The sequence below is a fragment of the Novosphingobium pokkalii genome (genome assembly GCF_014652855.1).
Taxonomy (GTDB): Bacteria; Pseudomonadota; Alphaproteobacteria; order Sphingomonadales; family Sphingomonadaceae; genus Novosphingobium; species Novosphingobium pokkalii.
In genome coordinates, this window is record NZ_BMZP01000008.1 from 46,950 (window position 1) to 64,261 (window position 17,312).

The 17,312-nt window shown below is 66.4% G+C and carries 17 protein-coding genes and 1 tRNA gene; 10 read left to right on the forward strand and 8 right to left on the reverse strand.

What is annotated here, in order from left to right; translation table 11 throughout:
- Positions 1-23 precede the first annotated feature (23 nt).
- Entirely contained in the window at positions 24-1,850 is a 1,827-nt protein-coding gene (locus IE191_RS10255) for a DUF885 domain-containing protein (protein WP_229815237.1), read from the reverse strand.
- Positions 1,851-2,067: 217 nt separating this feature from the next.
- On the opposite strand from IE191_RS10255, the gene IE191_RS10260 reads away from it, so the two are divergent.
- Both IE191_RS10260 and IE191_RS10265 read left to right on the forward strand, forming a co-directional pair.
- Positions 2,068-2,640, forward strand: a complete 573-nt coding sequence (locus IE191_RS10260) for a helix-turn-helix domain-containing protein (protein ID WP_191324284.1) — start codon at positions 2,068-2,070, stop codon at positions 2,638-2,640.
- Positions 2,641-2,740: 100 nt separating this feature from the next.
- Positions 2,741-3,943 (forward strand): glycosyltransferase, encoded by a 1,203-nt coding sequence (locus IE191_RS10265; RefSeq protein ID WP_191324285.1) that lies wholly within the window; start codon positions 2,741-2,743, stop codon positions 3,941-3,943.
- Between the two features lie 124 nt (positions 3,944-4,067).
- Here the strand turns inward: IE191_RS10265 and secF are convergent, their stop codons facing one another.
- Genes secF through yajC form a run of 3 tightly spaced genes read right to left on the reverse strand, consistent with a single transcriptional unit; the run spans position 4,068 to position 7,023 of the window.
- Positions 4,068-5,045 (reverse strand): protein translocase subunit SecF, encoded by a 978-nt coding sequence (gene secF / locus IE191_RS10270; protein ID WP_191324286.1) that lies wholly within the window; start codon positions 5,043-5,045, stop codon positions 4,068-4,070.
- A gap of 16 nt (positions 5,046-5,061) precedes the next feature.
- On the reverse strand, positions 5,062-6,663 hold the full coding sequence (secD, locus tag IE191_RS10275) for a protein translocase subunit SecD (RefSeq protein WP_191324287.1): 1,602 nt from the start codon (positions 6,661-6,663) through the stop codon (positions 5,062-5,064).
- Positions 6,664-6,699: 36 nt separating this feature from the next.
- Positions 6,700-7,023 carry a preprotein translocase subunit YajC gene (yajC, locus tag IE191_RS10280; RefSeq protein WP_191324288.1) on the reverse strand — a complete coding sequence of 108 codons (324 nt, stop codon included), beginning with the start codon at positions 7,021-7,023 and terminating at the stop codon, positions 6,700-6,702.
- Positions 7,024-7,291: 268 nt separating this feature from the next.
- On the opposite strand from yajC, the gene IE191_RS10285 reads away from it, so the two are divergent.
- From IE191_RS10285 to accC, 7 genes are all read left to right on the forward strand, one after another.
- Positions 7,292-7,368: transfer RNA gene (locus IE191_RS10285), tRNA-Pro, on the forward strand.
- A gap of 542 nt (positions 7,369-7,910) precedes the next feature.
- Positions 7,911-9,149, forward strand: coding sequence for an MFS transporter (locus IE191_RS10290; protein ID WP_191324289.1), 1,239 nt, complete (start codon positions 7,911-7,913; stop codon positions 9,147-9,149).
- Positions 9,142-9,885 carry an SDR family NAD(P)-dependent oxidoreductase gene (locus tag IE191_RS10295; RefSeq protein ID WP_191324290.1) on the forward strand — a complete coding sequence of 248 codons (744 nt, stop codon included), beginning with the start codon at positions 9,142-9,144 and terminating at the stop codon, positions 9,883-9,885. The genes IE191_RS10290 and IE191_RS10295 overlap by 8 nt, the downstream gene beginning before the upstream one ends.
- A 70-nt stretch (positions 9,886-9,955) precedes the next feature.
- On the forward strand, positions 9,956-10,387 hold the full coding sequence (locus tag IE191_RS10300) for a hypothetical protein (protein ID WP_191324291.1): 432 nt from the start codon (positions 9,956-9,958) through the stop codon (positions 10,385-10,387).
- A gap of 93 nt (positions 10,388-10,480) precedes the next feature.
- A complete protein-coding gene (gene aroQ, locus IE191_RS10305) occupies positions 10,481-10,927 on the forward strand; it encodes a type II 3-dehydroquinate dehydratase (RefSeq protein ID WP_191324292.1) in 447 nt (148 codons plus the stop codon).
- A gap of 118 nt (positions 10,928-11,045) precedes the next feature.
- On the forward strand, positions 11,046-11,534 hold the full coding sequence (gene accB, locus IE191_RS10310; RefSeq protein ID WP_229815238.1) for an acetyl-CoA carboxylase biotin carboxyl carrier protein: 489 nt from the start codon (positions 11,046-11,048) through the stop codon (positions 11,532-11,534).
- A gap of 12 nt (positions 11,535-11,546) precedes the next feature.
- Complete coding sequence (gene accC, locus IE191_RS10315) at positions 11,547-12,899, forward strand: acetyl-CoA carboxylase biotin carboxylase subunit (protein WP_191324293.1); 1,353 nt, start codon at positions 11,547-11,549, stop codon at positions 12,897-12,899.
- A 96-nt stretch (positions 12,900-12,995) separates the two neighbouring features.
- On the opposite strand, the gene IE191_RS10320 is transcribed toward accC, so the two are convergent.
- The 4 genes from IE191_RS10320 to rsmI form a co-directional block, all read right to left on the reverse strand.
- Positions 12,996-13,628 carry a DedA family protein gene (locus IE191_RS10320; RefSeq protein WP_191324294.1) on the reverse strand — a complete coding sequence of 211 codons (633 nt, stop codon included), beginning with the start codon at positions 13,626-13,628 and terminating at the stop codon, positions 12,996-12,998.
- Between the two features lie 43 nt (positions 13,629-13,671).
- Positions 13,672-14,622 (reverse strand): glutathione synthase, encoded by a 951-nt coding sequence (gene gshB, locus IE191_RS10325; protein WP_191324295.1) that lies wholly within the window; start codon positions 14,620-14,622, stop codon positions 13,672-13,674.
- A gap of 193 nt (positions 14,623-14,815) precedes the next feature.
- On the reverse strand, positions 14,816-15,166 hold the full coding sequence (locus IE191_RS10330; RefSeq protein ID WP_191324296.1) for a YraN family protein: 351 nt from the start codon (positions 15,164-15,166) through the stop codon (positions 14,816-14,818).
- Positions 15,163-16,005, reverse strand: coding sequence for a 16S rRNA (cytidine(1402)-2'-O)-methyltransferase (rsmI, locus tag IE191_RS10335; RefSeq protein WP_191324297.1), 843 nt, complete (start codon positions 16,003-16,005; stop codon positions 15,163-15,165). Before rsmI ends, IE191_RS10330 begins: the two co-directional genes overlap by 4 nt.
- A 9-nt stretch (positions 16,006-16,014) precedes the next feature.
- On the opposite strand from rsmI, the gene IE191_RS10340 reads away from it, so the two are divergent.
- Positions 16,015-17,250 carry a penicillin-binding protein activator gene (locus tag IE191_RS10340; RefSeq protein ID WP_229815239.1) on the forward strand — a complete coding sequence of 412 codons (1,236 nt, stop codon included), beginning with the start codon at positions 16,015-16,017 and terminating at the stop codon, positions 17,248-17,250.
- Positions 17,251-17,312: the final 62 nt, after the last annotated feature.

Genomic DNA, 17,312 nt, shown 5'->3' on the forward strand with positions numbered 1-17,312 from the left:
CGCCTCCGGCTCCCGATTGGCCATCACGCGCCGCGCAGGCGCTCGGCAATGCGTTCGTCGATGCGCGCTTCCAGCATCGAGAGGGGCATGGCCCCTTCCTTGAGCACGGCGTGGAACCAGGGCAGGCTGAACTTGTCGCCCAGCGCGGCCTGCGCCTTCTTGCGATTGGCCACCCATGCGGTGTGGCCGATCTTGTAGCTGCACGCCTGGCCGATCATCGTGCAGTAGCGCTCGATCTCGCGCTGGCTGCGCGCCTGGGTGAAGCCGGTCTTTTCCACCATGTAGGCGGTCGCCTTCTCGCGGCTCCAGCGATAGTGGTGAATGCCAGTGTCGACCACCAGGCGCACCGCGCGGAACAGGAACGACTGGAGATAGCCGGCGCGCTCGATCCCGTCATAGCCGCCCAGTTCATCGCCCAGTTGCTCGGCATAGAGCGCCCAGCCCTCGCCATAGGCGGAAATGAAGTAGTCGCGCAAAATCCACGGCAGTTCGCCACCGCCCTGGGCATAGCCGCCCTGGAGGTGATGGCCGGGGATGCCCTCGTGATAGGTGAGCGAGGGCAGCGTATATTTCGGCCAGTCGTTCACCGACTTGAGATTGATCCAGTAGATCGCCGGGCGCGACCCATCGAGCGGGGCGCTGTTGTAATAGCCGTTGGGCGCGCCATCCTGGATATCGGTGGGCACCGCGCGGATCACCAGCGGATCGTTGGGGATGTCGGCAAAGGCGCGCGGCAGCTTTTCGCGCATGGCGGCAACGCTCTTGTTGAGCCCGGCAATCAGGTCGGTGCGGCCCTGCGCCGTATCGGGATAGAGCTGGTCGGCGGCGCGGTTGAGCGCCGAAAGGCGCTGCCCCACGCTGCCGGTGGTGTGGCCCGCCGCCTTGAGCACGCTGTCGAGCTGGGCAGTGATGTCCGCCACCTGGTCCAGGCCCATCTGGTGGACCTGTTCCGGCGTCAGCGTGGTGGTGGTGGCAGCGCCCAGCGCGGCGGCGTAGATGTCTGCGCCCTGCTTCAGGCGCCAGATGCCATCGCCAGCCGGCGACTTGGCGCGCAGGCGGCGGTGCAGCGCGATCTGGCGATCGAGCGCGGGATAGACCTTGTCCTGCACGATGGCGGTGGCGCGGCGCTGCCAGTCTCCGGCCAGGCCCTTTTCCTGGGTGCGGCGCACAAGGGAAGTGACCAGGCCGCTCTGCGCCGGGGCCACGCTGCGCAGCTTGCCCATCTGGCCCAGCGCCAGATCGATCGCCCAGGCTGGCGGAATGCGACCCTTGCCCGCCTGGCGCGTTACTTCGGCGGTTTCATCGTCGAGCACCACGGCAAAGGCGGCAAGGCGATCGAGATAGGCCTCGGCATCGTCCAGCGTGGCAATAGGATGCTGGTTGTCGAGGAAATCGGGGATGGAGAAATAGGCGCCGCGCTGCTGGTCGACGGTAAACGGCGTCTGCGGATCGTGGATATCGAACGGCGCGCCGGCCATTTCCTCGCCGAGGCGATGCAGCACGATAGCGCGATTGCGCTTGTTCGCTGCGCTCAGCCCGGCGGGATCGAATGCGGATACGGCGGCGCGGGCGTCACGATAGAACGCCAGGCTGGCCTCGCGCGCGCCCTGCCCCGCGCCATCCAGGCGATGGCGCAGCGGCGCACGCACGCCGGTGTCTAGGCCCAGGCCCGTCGCCCGCTCTGGCTCGATCAGCAGGCTGGACCAGAAAATCCGATCCAGCAGGGAAACAAATGCAGTGTCACCAGTATCTTGCGCAAAGGCCAGACCCGGCATGCCAGCCAACCAGGTGCCCGCCATGGCACCACCGGCCAGCGAGAGGAAACCGCGTCGTTCCAAACCGTGCATCATCTAAAGGGGCGCTCCCTGCCGTCTTTGTTTCAGATGTGACGAAGTGCCATGCCCACCGGGGAGCGACAATGAAAATGCCACCTCAATCGATGAAATCACGATACAGATCGACGAACGACAATCGCCGCGAACAATTGTGGATCGATGCTTGCCCTGCCATGCAAACTACGGGTAAGAAAGAACAAGACCTGATGCCTGTAGCTGTGGGCCTTCCCTGATGATCAACCGCATTCGCGAAATTCGCAGGCAAAAGGGGCTCACGCTGGCCGACGTTGCCGCACGTTGTACGCCAGCCACCACGGCGCAGACGATCGGCCGCCTGGAAACGGGCACCCGGTCGCTTTCGCTCAAATGGATGAACCGCATTGGCGCGGCGCTGGGCATCGATCCCGAACTGCTGGTCCGCGCGGGTGACGACGCGCAAGCGCAGGTGGTGGCGCGGCTTACCCCCACCGGCACCGAGCCGATGCCCGCACCCACGCCGGCGCAATTGCCCGACGCCCTGCTGGGCCGCGAAGGCCTGCTTGCGCTGACCATTGAAGCAAGTGCGGGAGACTGGCGCGCCGGCGACCAGGTCTGGTTGCGGCGCCTGGAAGCGGCGGAAATCGGACGCGGGCTCAACCGCGATGTGCTGGCCCCGCGTCCGGGCGGGCGCTTCGCCTTTGGCCGCATGATCGACCATCGCGACGGCCGCGTGGCGCTGCTGCCGCCCGGGCCGGGCCAACGGCAACTGGTGATCGATCGCCCGGCATGGGTCGCGGTGGCCGAGGTTCTGGTGCGCCCACTTTAAGCGCGCGACACGGCGCTACCCGCCGTTGTCCCGATCGTTTTTATCCGGATTGGCGTGCTTGTTCTCGCAAGCGCAGCATTTTCAGGCTACGATCTGCGGCATGACCTTGCGCCTGCTCAGCCTGTCCACGCTCTATCCGGCCTCGGTAAGGCCGGGGTTCGGGCGGTTCGTGGCGCGCCAGATGGAAGCGCTGGCGGCGCGGCCCGACTGGGACGTGACGGTGATCAACCCGATCGGGCTGCCTCCCCTGCCCGCCGCGCTGATGCCGCACAGCTACGAATCGCTGCGTGCCATCCCGATGATGGAACGGCGCAGCGGCGTACCGGTGCACCATCCCCGTTTCACCCTGCTGCCGGGCCTGTCCGGCCGGATCAACCCAGCGCTGATCACGCGCGCGGTTCTGCCGCTGGCGCGCCGCCTGCATGCCGAGCAGCCGTTCGATCTGGTCGATGCGCAGTTCTTCTATCCCGATGGCCCGGCTGCCGCGCGGATCGCCCGTGCGCTGGGCCTGCCCTATGCAATCAAGGCGCGCGGATCGGATATCCACGTGTGGGGGCGCAACCCCGCCGCGCTGCGCCAGATGCAGGATGCCGCGCGCGGCGCGGGTGCGCTGCTCAGCGTGTCGCAGGCGCTGGCCGACGACATGGCCGATCTGGGCCTGCCCGAATCGGCGATCACGGTGCACTATACCGGGCTGGACCGGGGCCGCTTCCACCCCCGCCCGCGCGCCGCCGCGCGCACGATCCTGGCCGAGCGCTTTCACCTGCCGCCCGAAGGCCCGCTGGTGGCCTGTGTCGGCGCGCTGATCCCGATCAAGGGACAGGCGCTGGCGATCAAGGCCCTGGCCGAACCGGGCATGGAAGGAATTGCCCTGGCCATAGCCGGCACCGGCCCCGATGAAGCCGCCCTGCGCACACTGACGCGCCAGTTGGACGTGGCGCATCGCGTCCATTTCCTGGGCGGGCTGGGCCATGATTTCATGCCGGTGTTGATGGCCGGGGCCAGCGCCATGGTCTTGCCTTCGGAACGCGAGGGACTGGCCAATGTGTGGATCGAGGCACTGGCCTGCGGCACGCCGCTGGTCATCCCCGACATCGGCGGCGCGCGCGAAGTGGTGACGAGCGCGGCGGCCGGGCGCATCGCCGCGCGCGAACCGGCCGCGATCGCCCGCGCTCTGGCCGCCCTGATCGCGCAACCGAGCGCGCCCGAAGCCGTGGCCGCATGCGCCGCCCGGTTCAGTTGGGAAGCCAATGCGGCGGCCCTGGCGGGGATTTACCAGAAGGTTGCAAAAAGCGCGGTGTAAGGCACCACCACCCCCTAACCCCCTCCTCTGAAGAGGAGGGGGAACCCAGGCGGGCATAAAAAAGCCCCCTCCTCTTTAGAGGAGGGGGCTGGGGGTGGTGCGAAACCTTACGCGACCAAGGCCATCAGGCCCCTTCGCGAGCCAGGCGCTCCTGCTTTTCCAGCGCGGTTTCGGTGGGCACGAAGCTCTTGGGATTGACCTTGAGCCAGATCAGGATCGGCGCGGCCATGTAGATCGAGCTGTAGGTACCAACGAAGATGCCCAGCGTGATCGCGGCAGTGAAGCCGAAGATCACTTCCGGCCCGAAGGCGAGCAGCGCCACCAGCGTGATCAGCATCGACAGCGAGGTGACGATGGTGCGCGCCAGGGTTTCGTTGACCGAGAGATCGAGCAGCTCGGGCAGCGGCATCTTGCGATACTTCTTCAGGTTTTCGCGCACACGGTCATAGACCACGATGGTATCGTTGAGCGAATAGCCGATCAGGGTAAGCAGCGCGGCCACGATATTGAGATCGAACTCCATCTGGGTCAGCGCGAACATGCCCAGCGTCAGCACCACGTCGTGCACCAGGCTGAACAGCGCGCCGATGCCGAACTGCCATTCAAACCGCATCCAGATATAGGCGGCCACAGCCAGCGCGGCAAAGCCCAGCGCCTTGAACGCGTCCCAGCCGAGTTCCTTGGACACCTTGCCCGAAACCGAATCGACGCCGTCGATCCGCGCGTCGGCATGGTGGCTCTTGATGTCGGCCGTGATGGTGCGGGCCATCTTGTCCGATTGCGCGGCATCGTGTTCCGCACCCTCGGGCAGCTTCATCCGGATCGAGATCTCGTTGGGCTTGCCATAGCGCTGGATGATCGGCTCGCCATAGCCGAGCTTGGCCACTTCGCTGCGCAGGTCGGCCACGGGGGCCTCTGCGCTGCGCTCGAACGTCACGCGGATCATCTGGCCGCCGACGAAATCAACGCCCAGGTTAAGGCCCTTGGTGAACACGAGGCCGAGCGAGGCCGCCATCAGCAGCAGGCTGCCGAAATAGAATGGCACGCGCCACTTGAGGAAGTGGATGTTGGTGTTGTCGGGAACGAGCTTCAGGAGTTTCATGGTCTGCGCTCCCCTCTCACAAATGCAGGTCGGTCGGGCGGGCGCGACGCAGCCACTGCGCCACCCACATGCGGGTGAGCCACATCGAGGTGTAGACCGAGGTGGCAATGCCGATCATCAGCACGACGGCAAAGCCCTTGACCGGGCCGGTGCCGAAGCTGGCCATCAACACCGCGGCGATCACGTTGGTGACGTTGGCGTCGAAAATGGCGCGGCTGGCTTCCTTGTAGCCGGTCTCGACCGCCGCCACGACGCGGCGGCCGCGATGGCGTTCTTCCCGGATGCGTTCGTTGATCAGCACGTTGGCGTCCACCGCCGCGCCGATGGTGAGCACGAAGCCGGCAATGCCCGGCAGGGTCAGCGTGGCGCCGATCGTGGCCATCACGCCCAGGATCATCAGCATGTTCATGACCAGCGCGACGCAGGCATAGACGCCAAGACGGCCATAGGTGGCAATGATGAACACGACGAGCGCGAGCGTACCCACGGCCATGGCGATCACGCCCTTGCGGATCGAGTCCGCGCCCAGGTCAGGCCCGACGGTGCGCTCTTCCACCACCTTGAGATCGACCGGCAGCGCGCCCGAGCGCAGCGAGATCGCCAGTTGCCCGGCGCTTTCGGCGGTGAAGTGGCCGGAAATCTGCGCGCTGCCGCCCAGGATCGGCTCGTTGATGTTGGGCGCGGACAGCACCTTGCCATCGAGGATGATGGCAAAGGGCTTGCCCACGTTCTGCGTGGTCAGCTTGGCAAACTTGGCGCCGCCTTCGGTGTTGAACGTGATGTTCACCACCGGCTCGTTGGTCTGCGGGTTGTTGCCCGCCTGCGCGTTGGTCAGTTCATCGCCGCGAATGCCGCCCAGGCGCTTGACCGCGATCGGCGCGCCGCCGGTCTTGGGATCGGCATAAGGCACGATCTGGCTGCCCACCGGGGCAATGCCGCGCGCCAGGTCAGACGGCAGCGCGCTCTGGTCCACCAGCTTGAATTCGAGCTTGGCGGTCTGGCCCAGCAAGGCCTTGAGCTGCTGCGGGTCTTGCAGGCCGGGCACCTGCACCACGATGCGCTGCGCGCCCTGGCGCAGGATCGTCGGCTCCTTGGTGCCCAGGCCGTCGATGCGCTTGCGCACCACTTCCACGGCCGTGTCCATCGCCTGGCTCACGGCCTGGTCGATGCCTTCCTGGGTGGGGGTGAGGACGAAGCGGTTGCCGTCCACCACCTGGATGTTCCAGTCACGCTGCCCGGTCAGCCCCGCGCCGCTGGTCAGCGGCAGGATCGCTTCGCGCACGGCATCGACCTTGGTGACATCCTCGACCAGGAACGTCAGGCTGCCGTTGTTGTTGCTGATATCGCTGATGCGGATGGTCGCATCGGTCGTCTTCAGCTTGTTGCGCACGGATTCGTCCATGGCTTCCAGCCGCTGCTGGCGCACTTGCGACGGATCGGCCTCAAGCAGGATGTGGCTGCCACCGGCCAGGTCCAGGCCCAGGTTGATCATGGGCGAAGGCAGGGCCGAGGGCCAGGTGAGGCCGGCGACGGAACAGAGCGAAGGCAGCGATGCCAGGGCGACCAGAATGGTCACCCCCCAGAGCATCAGCACCTTCCAGCGCGGGAAATCGAGCATGGGCGGGGTATCCGAGGTCTATAAGGCCGGGAACGGTCAGTCGTTGGCGGCGCCGCTGCCCGGAGGCACGACTTCGCCCAGAGTGGAGCGCACGGCCTTGACCCGCACGTTGGGAGCCAGCTCCAGATCGACGTAATGATCGTCGAGCCGCACGATCTTGCCCACCAGGCCCCCGGCGGTGACCACCTGATCCCCCTTTTGCAGGGTGGCGAGGCGCTGCTGGTGTTCCTTCTGCCGCTTCATCTGCGGGCGCAGGATGAGGAAGTAGAAGATCACGGCCATGGCCACCAGCGGCAGGAACTGGAGGTAGGCGGGGGGCGAAGCCGCATTGGCGGCGGCGGCGGAAAGAAGGCTGATCATGACAGGACCGTTCGTGGGATCGGTGGACAGGGTTTGCAACCCCCGGCACGGCACGTTTGGCCGCACCAGCCTCCGATTGTTGCAATTGGGCCGGGCTGCTAGCAGTTTGGGCACGGCAAGGCAATGAAGCCTCTCGGAAGCCGCCGGTGGCCGGCGACACGTGCCCTGGCTGCGGCACAATCCACAGGCAAATCCCGCACCCCGCAAAAAGTTGGCTGCCAGGGGGCTTGCCATCCCCCGGCGATCCGCCTAGAGGCGCCCCACCGGTCGGGACGTAGCGCAGCCTGGTAGCGCATCACACTGGGGGTGTGGGGGTCGGAGGTTCGAATCCTCTCGTCCCGACCAATTTTCCGAAAATCTAGTCGACAGCTCACCCCTGCGGGGGCGCCGCAATCTTGCGCTGGTGGCGCAGACCGACAGTCTGGAAAAACAGCTTCCCCATCCCGCGAAAACAGCGACCACGTGGCTGCGCGCAGGCGGCCTTGAGCCCAATCCCCCCCCTCCCCCGCAGCCTCCAAGCCGCAATCCGGTTTGCCCGATAGCCATCCATCGCCAATTTGGGTTTGTCGAACCCAGGCCGGATGGGGCATGGGTTTGCAAAGAAATCGGGAGAGAAATACCGGCGCAGAACCGCGCCATGTCCGATGGTGGAAGGGATGGCAGCGACTTTTGGAACGGCCAAAGCGGCTGAACCAGGCCGGCTCTCCACCTTGTGACGCACCCCATGCGAGGGGGCATTCCGCCAACAAGCAAGATGTTAAACCGGCAGGCTTGGCCGGTGTTGGCCGACCAGCGGCGCCGGCCTGCCCAGTGCCATCCCCAACGAAGTGCGATCCCCAACAAAGTGCGATCCCCCACAAGGAGCGTGCGCCCCCCATGGAGCACAGATGAGGCAGAACGAAGAACCAGGTGTGATGACGGGCATAGCCTTGCTGTTGCCGATCACGCTGTCGACCATGGCGATCGTCCTGCTCGCACCCGTCCTGCCCGGAATCCTGGCCGAATTTTCCGGTGTACCGGGACATGAATACTGGGTGCCGATGATCCTGACGATCCCGGCGCTGTGCATTGCCCTGCTCTCGACCTTCGCCGGCCTGCTGGGTGACGTATTCGGGCGGCGGCGCCTGCTGATGGCGTCCTTCGTGATCTATGCCGCTGTCGGCGTGGCCCCGGTGTTTCTGCGTGGCCTGTGGGCAATCCTGATCAGCCGCGTGGGCGTGGGCATTGCCGAGGCCCTGATCATGGTGCTTTCGACCACGATGATCGGGGATACCTTCCAGGGCCGGGCGCGCGACAAGTGGCTGGCCGCGCAGACGGCGTTTGCTTCGCTGTCGGCGCTGCTGTTCTTCAACATTGGCGGACAGTTGGGCAGTTTCGGCTGGCGCACGCCGTTCTGGGTCTATCTTTCGGCGCTGCTCATGCTGGCCCTGGTGCTGGTCTATACGCGGGAGCCCAAGAGCGACGTGCCGCATGGCCAGGCGGCCAAGATTCACGCGCATGCGTCGTCGGCAGGCTGGGCCGGGTTTCCCTGGGCCCGCATGCTGTTGATCCTGGCGATCACCGTCTATGGCGCGATCTTCTTCTACACCGTGCAGATCCAGGCTTCATCCGGCCTGGCCGTGCTCGGCGTGACCAATCCGGCGCGCGCGGGCTTCCTGACTTCCATTGCCAGCATCGGCGTGCCGCTGGGCACCTTTGCCTATTCGCGCATCGGCCGCTGGCCGGTGCAGCGCCTGCTGACTATCGAGTTCGCCTTGCTGGCGGTCGGCTTCCTGCTGATGGGCCGGGCAAACACCGCCGGCACATTCATGGTCGGGTGCTTTGTCAACCAGTTGGGGGCCGGCCTGCTGCTGCCCACGCTGTTGGTCTGGGCAATGAGCCTGCTCGCCTATGAAGTGCGCGGGCGCGGCGCCGGCATGTGGCAAAGCGCCTTTGCCCTGGGGCAGTTCCTCAGCCCGGTGATCGTCACCTTGGCCGCGACGCATGTCGGTGGCGTGTTGAACGCTTTTGTCGTGTTTTCCTGCGGCGCCGTGGTCGGGCTGGTGGTCCTGCTGTTGTGCGCCAGCAAGATCGCCCGGATGGGCGATGTGGACGGGGCCAGCCTGCTGGCGAACCTCCATGGATAAGCGGGCCATCGATAGGCGACTGGTGGATAGACGACTGGCTGGCAAAGTGGCCGTCGTGACCGGCGCGGCCAATGGCATCGGGGCGGGCGTGGCCCAAGCCTTTGCCGACCAGGGCGCCACGGTAATCCGCGTAGACCTGGACGGGTGCGAGAACACCTGCGATCTGACCGACGAAGCCGCCGTCGCGGCGCTGTTCGCCCGCATCGGCGAGACACATGGGCGGATCGACATTCTGGTCAATGCCGCCGCCTTCGCGGTGTTCGGCTGGATCGAGGAACTGAGTTACGCGGATTGGAAGCGCACGCTGGCCTGCGAACTGGATATCGTGTTCCTGCCCACGCGCGCGGCCTGGCCCTGGCTCAAGGCCAGCGGCCGGGCCAGCGTGATCAACTTTGCCAGTGCCAATGCCCATCACGCCCTGCCGGGATCGCCGGCACTGGCCCATTGCGCCGGCAAGGGCGGCGTCCTGGCGATGACCCGGCAACTGGCGATGGAAGGGGCGGCGCATGGCGTGCGGGCCAATACCATTTCCCCCGGCTTCATCCACACCGCAGCGACGGACCGCCATCTCGCGGCCGATCCCGCATTCAAGGCACAAGTGCTGGCCAAGAACATGCTGCCGCTGCTGGGAGAGCCACAGGATATCGCCTTTGCCGCGATCTGGCTGGCCAGCGACGAGGCCCGTTACGTGACGGGTGCCGACATTTCGGTCGACGGCGGTGCCACCGCCTGGTGATCCCGCCCCCCGCCCTGCCAAGCACCTGGTTAGCTTGCGGTAACCTTTGGCTGCTAGGCCATGGGGCACGATGCTCACCCTGCTCCACCCCTCGCGCATGCCATTGCGGCGGCTTTCGGTCCTGGCGCTGGCCTTGGGCAGCCTGACGCTGGCGGGCTGCGAAAGCGAGCGGGACCGCAAGCTGGAAGAGCGCATTGCCGCCGCCGAAGCCAAGGCCGCTGCCGCCGAAAAGCGTGCCGCCGCCGCCGAATCGGCCGCCGGTTCGGTTTCGCCCGTCACGGTTGGCCAAGGAGACGACAGCACCGATCCCGACAACCAGAATGCCAATCCGGACGATCAACCCCCGGTCGAAGGCGATTTCGACCAGCAGCAGCAAAGCGAAAACGAGCCTTCGCTCGATCTGCAACCCGATCCCGAGCCGCAGCAACTGGTGAGCCAGCCGCCGCCGGCCGAAGGCCTGCCCGGCCCGGTCAACCCCGGCAGCCCGCCCGCAGTAAGCTGACATCGGCTGACGAAACGCGGCACGCGCCGCTTGCGTGCGGCACCGCGCGCGCTATCAACCGGCCACGCTTTCCGGCTGGAGATGTACCCGATCATGACCGATACTGCCGCCCCTGTCGTCTTCGTGCTCAACGGGCCCAATCTCAACCTGCTGGGCATGCGCGAACCCGAGATCTATGGGCACGACACGCTGGACGACATTGCCGGCCGCCTGGAAGACCGCGCGCAGGAGCTGGGGCTGAGCGTGGACGTGCGCCAGTCGAATCACGAAGGCCATCTGGTGGACTGGCTGCATGAAGCGCAGGCGGTGGGGGCCAAGGCGGTGCTGCTCAATGCCGGCGCCTATACCCACACCAGCGTGGCGCTGCACGATGCGATCAAGGGCATCAAGACCCCGGTGATCGAAGTGCATCTGTCCAACCCGCACAAGCGCGAGGAATTCCGCCACAAGAGCTATGTCGGCATGGCGGCCAAGGCCACAGTCGCGGGATTTGGCCCGGCCAGCTATATCGTGGCGCTGGACGCGGTTTTGCATCTCTAAGGCACCGCGAGCGCCGTTTTCCCCCAAGGACGGGCGTTTGCGCTCGCGTTTCCCCTTGCCAGCACGGCGCCATGCGGGCATGGCGCTGCGCCAGACTTTCCCACCTGTGAGGTTAACAATGGGCCACGACACCGGCGACAAGACCGCCGCAACCATGGCAATCGACAGCGCGCTGGTGCGCGAACTGGCCGAACTGCTGGCCGACACCGGGCTTTCCGAAATCGAAGTGGAAGACGGTTCGCGCAAGATCCGCGTCGCGCGCACGCTGACCGCCGCCCCCCTGGCGCAGATGGTCGCAGCGCCCGCACCCGTGGCAGCCCCGGTTGCCGCCGTAGCTGCTCCTGCGGCCGACGCTGCCCCCGCCGCCGATCTGGCCGGTGCGGTCAAGTCGCCGATGGTCGGCACCTGCTATCTCTCGCCCGAACCGGGTGCCGCCGCGTTCATCACGGTTGGCCAGGCGGTGAAGGCCGGTGACACGCTGCTGATCGTGGAAGCGATGAAGGTGATGAACCCGATCACTGCCACGGCTTCGGGCACCGTCAAGCAGATTCTGGTCGACAACGGGCAGCCGGTCGAATTCGACCAGCCGCTCGTGGTAATCGGCTAAGGACGCGCTGGGATGGCCATCAAGCGCCTGCTGATCGCCAATCGCGGCGAAATCGCGCTGCGCATCCATCGCGCCGCGCACGAAATGGGGATCGAGACCGTGGCGGTGCATTCCACCGCCGACGCCGATGCCATGCACGTGCGCCTGGCCGACCATGCGGTGTGCATCGGCCCGCCGGCCGCCAAGGACAGCTATCTCAACATCGCCGCGATCATCTCGGCGGCAGAGATCACCCAGGCCGACGCGATCCACCCGGGCTATGGCTTCCTTTCGGAAAACGCCCGCTTTGCCGAAATCGTCGAAGCCCATGGCATCACCTGGATCGGCCCCAAGCCCGAGCACATCCGCACGATGGGCGACAAGGTGGAAGCCAAGCGCACCGCCGGCGCGCTCGGCCTGCCGCTGGTCCCCGGTTCGGACGGTGCGATTTCCGATGTGGAAGAAGCCCGGAAGATTGCCGACGAAATTGGCTACCCGGTGATCATCAAGGCTGCCTCGGGCGGCGGCGGGCGCGGCATGAAAGTGTGCAACAGCCCGGATGACCTGGAAACGCTGATGCAGCAGGCCGGCTCGGAAGCCAAGGCCGCGTTCGGCGATGCCACCGTCTACCTGGAAAAGTACCTGGGCAACCCGCGCCACATCGAATTCCAGATCTTTGGCGACGGCAACGGCCAGGCAATCCACCTGGGCGAGCGTGACTGCTCGTTGCAGCGGCGCCACCAGAAAGTGCTGGAAGAAGCGCCCTCGCCGGTCATCTCGGCCGACGAACGCGCGCGCATGGGCGGAATCGTGGCCAAGGCCATGGCCGACATGGGCTATCGCGGCGCGGGCACGATCGAGTTCTTGTGGGAAAACGGCGAGTTCTATTTCATCGAAATGAACACCCGCCTTCAGGTGGAACACCCGGTGACCGAAGCGATCACCGGGGTGGACCTGGTGCGCGAACAGATCCGCATCGCCGATGGCAAGCCGCTGTCGGTGACGCAGGACGAGATCGAGTTCAAGGGCCACGCCATCGAGTGCCGCATCAACGCCGAAGATCCCTTCACGTTTGCGCCCTCGCCGGGCCTGGTGAAGAGCTATCACGCGGCGGGCGGCATGCACGTGCGCGTCGATAGCGGGCTCTATGCCGGCTACAAGATTCCGCCCTATTACGATTCGATGATCGCGAAGCTGATCGTCTATGGCCGCACCCGCGAGGGCTGCATCATGCGGCTCAAGCGCGCGCTGGCCGAAATGGTGATCGACGGGGTCAAGACCTCGATCCCGCTGCACCAGCGCCTGCTGGAAGACCCGACGGTGCTCGATGGCGGCTATTCCATCAAGTATCTTGAGGAATGGCTGGCCCAAGGCGGCGGGCAGTAAAAACGGAAAAGGTCGCATCGGAAGATGCGGCCTTTTTTGTGGGGTTGAAGAAGCTGGACCCCGGATCAAGTCCGGGGTGACGTTGCGTATTATTCGTCACCCCGGACTTGATCCGGGGTCCAGTTCGACCTTTTCCCGCGGTTTCCAGGTGATCACCCGCCACAGGTAAGCGCCGACCAGCACGGCCGTGAGCGCCAGCGAGGCGGGGCCTGTATAGGCGGCCACCTTTTCGTAATGCTGCCCCAGGTGCCAGCCAGCCCAGACCAGCAGCGCGTTCCAGATCGCTGCGCCGGCGAACGTGAAGGCCAGGAACCGCACATGGCCCATCGCCGCCAGCCCGGCCGGCAGCGAGATCATCGTGCGCATGGCCGGCGAAAAGCGCATGGCGAAGACCACCCACTGCCCGTGGCGGCGGAAGAACGCGACGAGGCGGCGCATGGCTGGCCAATCGAGCGTCAGCACGCGGCCATAGCGCGCAACGAACGGCTTCAAGCGCCGATAGCCCAGCGAGCGGCCCAGCAGGAACCAGGCATAATTGCCCAAGGTGGAGCCGACCGTGCCGAACACCATCAAGGGCACCACCTCCATGCGCCCCTGCGCCACGGCGATGCCGCCCATGCCCATGATCACTTCGGACGGGATCGGCGGGAAGATGTTTTCCAGCGCCATCAGGAACGCGATTCCCCAATAGCCGCCGTCGGCAATAAGCTGCAAAATCCAGTCGTTCATGGTCAGGACAACGCGCGGGGCGGAAAAGTGCCCCGCGTGCTGGTCAGATCCGCCGCGCGATCGCGTCCCAGATCATGCCGCCGGTGTCCGTGCCGTTGAACTTGTCGATGGCGACGATTCCGGTGGGTGACGTGACGTTGATCTCGGTCAGCCACTGCCCGCCGATCACGTCGATGCCCACGAAGATCAGGCCGCGCTTCTTCAGTTCCGGCCCCAGCGCTTCGCAGATTTCCTGCTCGCGCGCCGTCAGCGTGGCCGCTTCGGCATAGCCGCCGACGGCAAGGTTGGAGCGGAACTCGCCCTCGCCCGGCTTGCGGTTGATCGCGCCGGCCACTTCCCCGTCGACCAGCACGATGCGCTTGTCGCCCTCGGCCACTTCGGGAAGGAACGGCTGCACCATGAACGGTTCGGGCCAGACTTGGCCGAACAGTTCGGCCAGCGCGGAAAGGTTGCCGCCGTCCGCCTCGATCTTGAACACCGCCTTGCCGCCGTTGCCATGCAGCGGCTTGACCACCACGGCGCGGTTGCCGTGCTTGTGCTGGAACGCGCGCACGTCGTGCGCCGAGCGGGTGATCAGCGTGGGCGGCATGAACCGCGCATAGTCGAGCACATATACCTTTTCAGGGGCGTTGCGCACCGAACGCGGATCGTTGACCACCAGGGTCTCGCCCTCCAGTCGCTCGAGCAGGTGCGTGGCGGTGATATAGCCCAGGTCGAACGGGGGATCCTGGCGCATCAACACCACGTCGATATCGTGGCCCAGGTCGATCTTGCGCGTTTCGCCGAGTTTGTAGTGATCGCCCTGCACATGCTGCACGGTGACCGGCGCCGCCTCGGCCGTGACGCGGCCAGCTTCCCAGGCCAGGCTGGTGACGTGGTAATACCACAGCTCATGCCCGCGCGCCTGCGCCGAAAGCATCAGGGCAAAGGTCGAATCGCCACCGATCTTGATCGAATGGAGAGGGTCCATCTGGACCGCAACGCGCAGGGTCAAGGCAGTGCTCCGAATGATATCCGTGGTCTTGCGGGTGGCTCACTTAAAGGTGAATTGGCAGCAGCGCGACCAAAAACGAGGTGCAACCCCAGCAGGAAATATCATCGATGCTCGCCGCCCGGCTCGTTACCCCGTTTCTGTGCCTTGTCGCCTGCGCCGTGGTGCTGATGGACGTGCGCGGCTTGGTGCATGCCTAGGCCTGCCAGGCGTTGACGATGCGGCGGGGCCAGTGCGCCGGCGTAATCAGGATGACATCGATCCGCACATCATCGTCCGGCCCCGCATAGCGCGGCGCCAAGGCCTGCGCCGCGCGGGCGACGCGAGAGAGGCGGCGGGCATCGATCGCGGTATCGAGCGCGGCCGCGCTGGCCCGCCATTTCACCTCCACGAAAGCCACGGTGCGCCCGCGCCGCACGACCAGGTCCACCTCGCCCACGCCGATCTTCACCCGCCGGGCCAGCACGCGCCAGCCGGTCAGCCGCAGGTACAGCCCGGCAAGCCATTCGCCGCGCCGGCCCTGCGCTTCGGCCCGCGCCCGGTTCATGCCTGGGATTTCAGGGCCATGGCGCGGGCATAGAGCGCCTTGCGATCGAGCCCGTGCGCCTTGGCCACCTGCCCCGCCGCCTGCGAGGGCGAGGCATGGGCCAGCGCGGCGCGCAGCAGCGCGTCGATATCGTCGGCTTCCGGCGCGGCTGGTTCGGGCGGCGGGCCGGCCAGCAGCACGATCTCGCCCTTGGGCGGATGAGCCGTGTAATGCGCGATCAATTCCTCGGGCGTGCCGCGCCGGCATTCCTCGTGCAGCTTGGTCAGCTCGCGCGCCACGGCCAGTTCGCGGCCCGGCAGGTGCTGCGCCATCGCTTCGAGCGAGGCGACGAGACGCGGGCCGGTCTCGTAGAACACCAGCGTGGCGGGAATCGCGGCAAGCCCTGCCAGCGCATCGCCGCGCGCCTTATCCTTGGAGGGCAGGAATCCGGCGAACAGGAAGCGGTCGGTGGGCAGCCCGGCCAGGGTCAGCGCCACGATCATTGCGCTCGGCCCCGGCAGGCTGGTAACCGAAAGGCCCCGCTCGCGCGCCTCGCGCACCAGGCGATAGCCTGGATCGGAAATCAGCGGCGTCCCCGCGTCCGACACCAGCACGACCGACTTTTCGGCCATTTCACCGAGAATCCGCTCGCGCATTTCGGCCGAAGCGTGATCGTCATACCGGCGCATCGCCTTGCGGATTCCCAGATGATTGAGCAACTTGCCCGTGACGCGGGTATCTTCGCAGGCTATGACGTCACACCGGGCAAGGATGTCGGCAGCGCGGGCGGTGATATCGCCAAGATTGCCGATGGGCGTGGCCACGATATAGAGCCCGGGCGCAAGGGGTGGTGTTTCCATTCCTTTTCCATGGACCGGCCTTACGGGAGCGGCAAGCAGATGATGATGGGCAAGAGCGGCAACAACGGCAATTCGGGCGCAACGAACGCGCCGGCCGGATGGAGCCGTCGCCGTGTGGGCCAGTGGCTGACCCTTTCGCTGCCGGCGGTGCTGCTGGCCGGGTGCTCGGTCATTCCCAAGCCCGGCACGCAGGGCGCCCCGCCCCCGCCCCGCGAAACCGCGCCGCAGGAAAACGTGCTGCCCAGCGACGCCGGCCGCCATCGCGTGGCCCTGCTGGTGCCGCTGACCGGGCCCAATGCCGCCGTGGGCCAGGCGATCGCCAACGCCACGACGATGGCGCTGCTCGACACCAACGCGCAATCGCTGCGCATCACCACCTATGACACCGGCAGCGGCGCGGCGGCGGCGGCGAGCAAGGCCGTGCTCGACGGCAATCGCCTGATCCTTGGCCCGCTGACCGCAGACGACGTCAGCGTGGTGGCCGGTGTGGCGCGGCCAGCCAAAGTGCCGATGATCACCTATTCCAACGACAGCGCCGTGGCCGATCGCGATGTCTTCGTGCTGGGCCAGGTGCCCAGCCAATCGATCGCCCGCGTGATCGGCTATGCCCGCGCGCAGGGCGTGAAGACGATCGGCGCGATCGTGCCCACCGGCACCTATGGCCAGCGAGTGAGCGCAGCGCTGGCCGACGCCACGCGCGCCCAGGGCATCCACCTGACCGCGATCGAGACCTATGACCGCGGCAACACTTCGGCCGCCAGCGCGGTGCGCCGGGTCAAGGCGAAGGGGCCGATCGATGCCCTGCTGATCGGCGATGGCGCGCGCATCGCACTCCAGGCCGCGCCCTTTGCCAAGGGCACCCGCCTGCTCGGCACCGAGCTGTGGAAAGGCGACCCGGCGCTGGCGCGCAGCCCGGCGATGAAGGGCGCCTGGTTCGCCGCGATTTCCGACGATCGCCTGCCGCGCTTCGAGCAATCCTATCGCCAGCGCTTTGGCTCTGCCCCGGCGCGCATTGCCACGCTGGGCTATGACTCGGTGCTGCTGACGCTCAACATCGCGCGGGGGTGGAAGCCGGGCACGCTGTTCCCCACCACCCGCCTCTATGATCGCGACGGCTTCATCGGCACCGATGGCGTGTTCCGCTTCAACGCCAATGGCGTGGCCGAGCGCGCGCTGGAAGTGCGCGAGGTTTCGGGTGGCACGGTCATCACCGTGTCGCGGGCGCCCGAAAAGTTCGGGAATTGACGGAATCCGCCGGATAAGGGAGCGGCGACGGCTTGCGCGGCAATTCGCGCGTGTTCTATAGC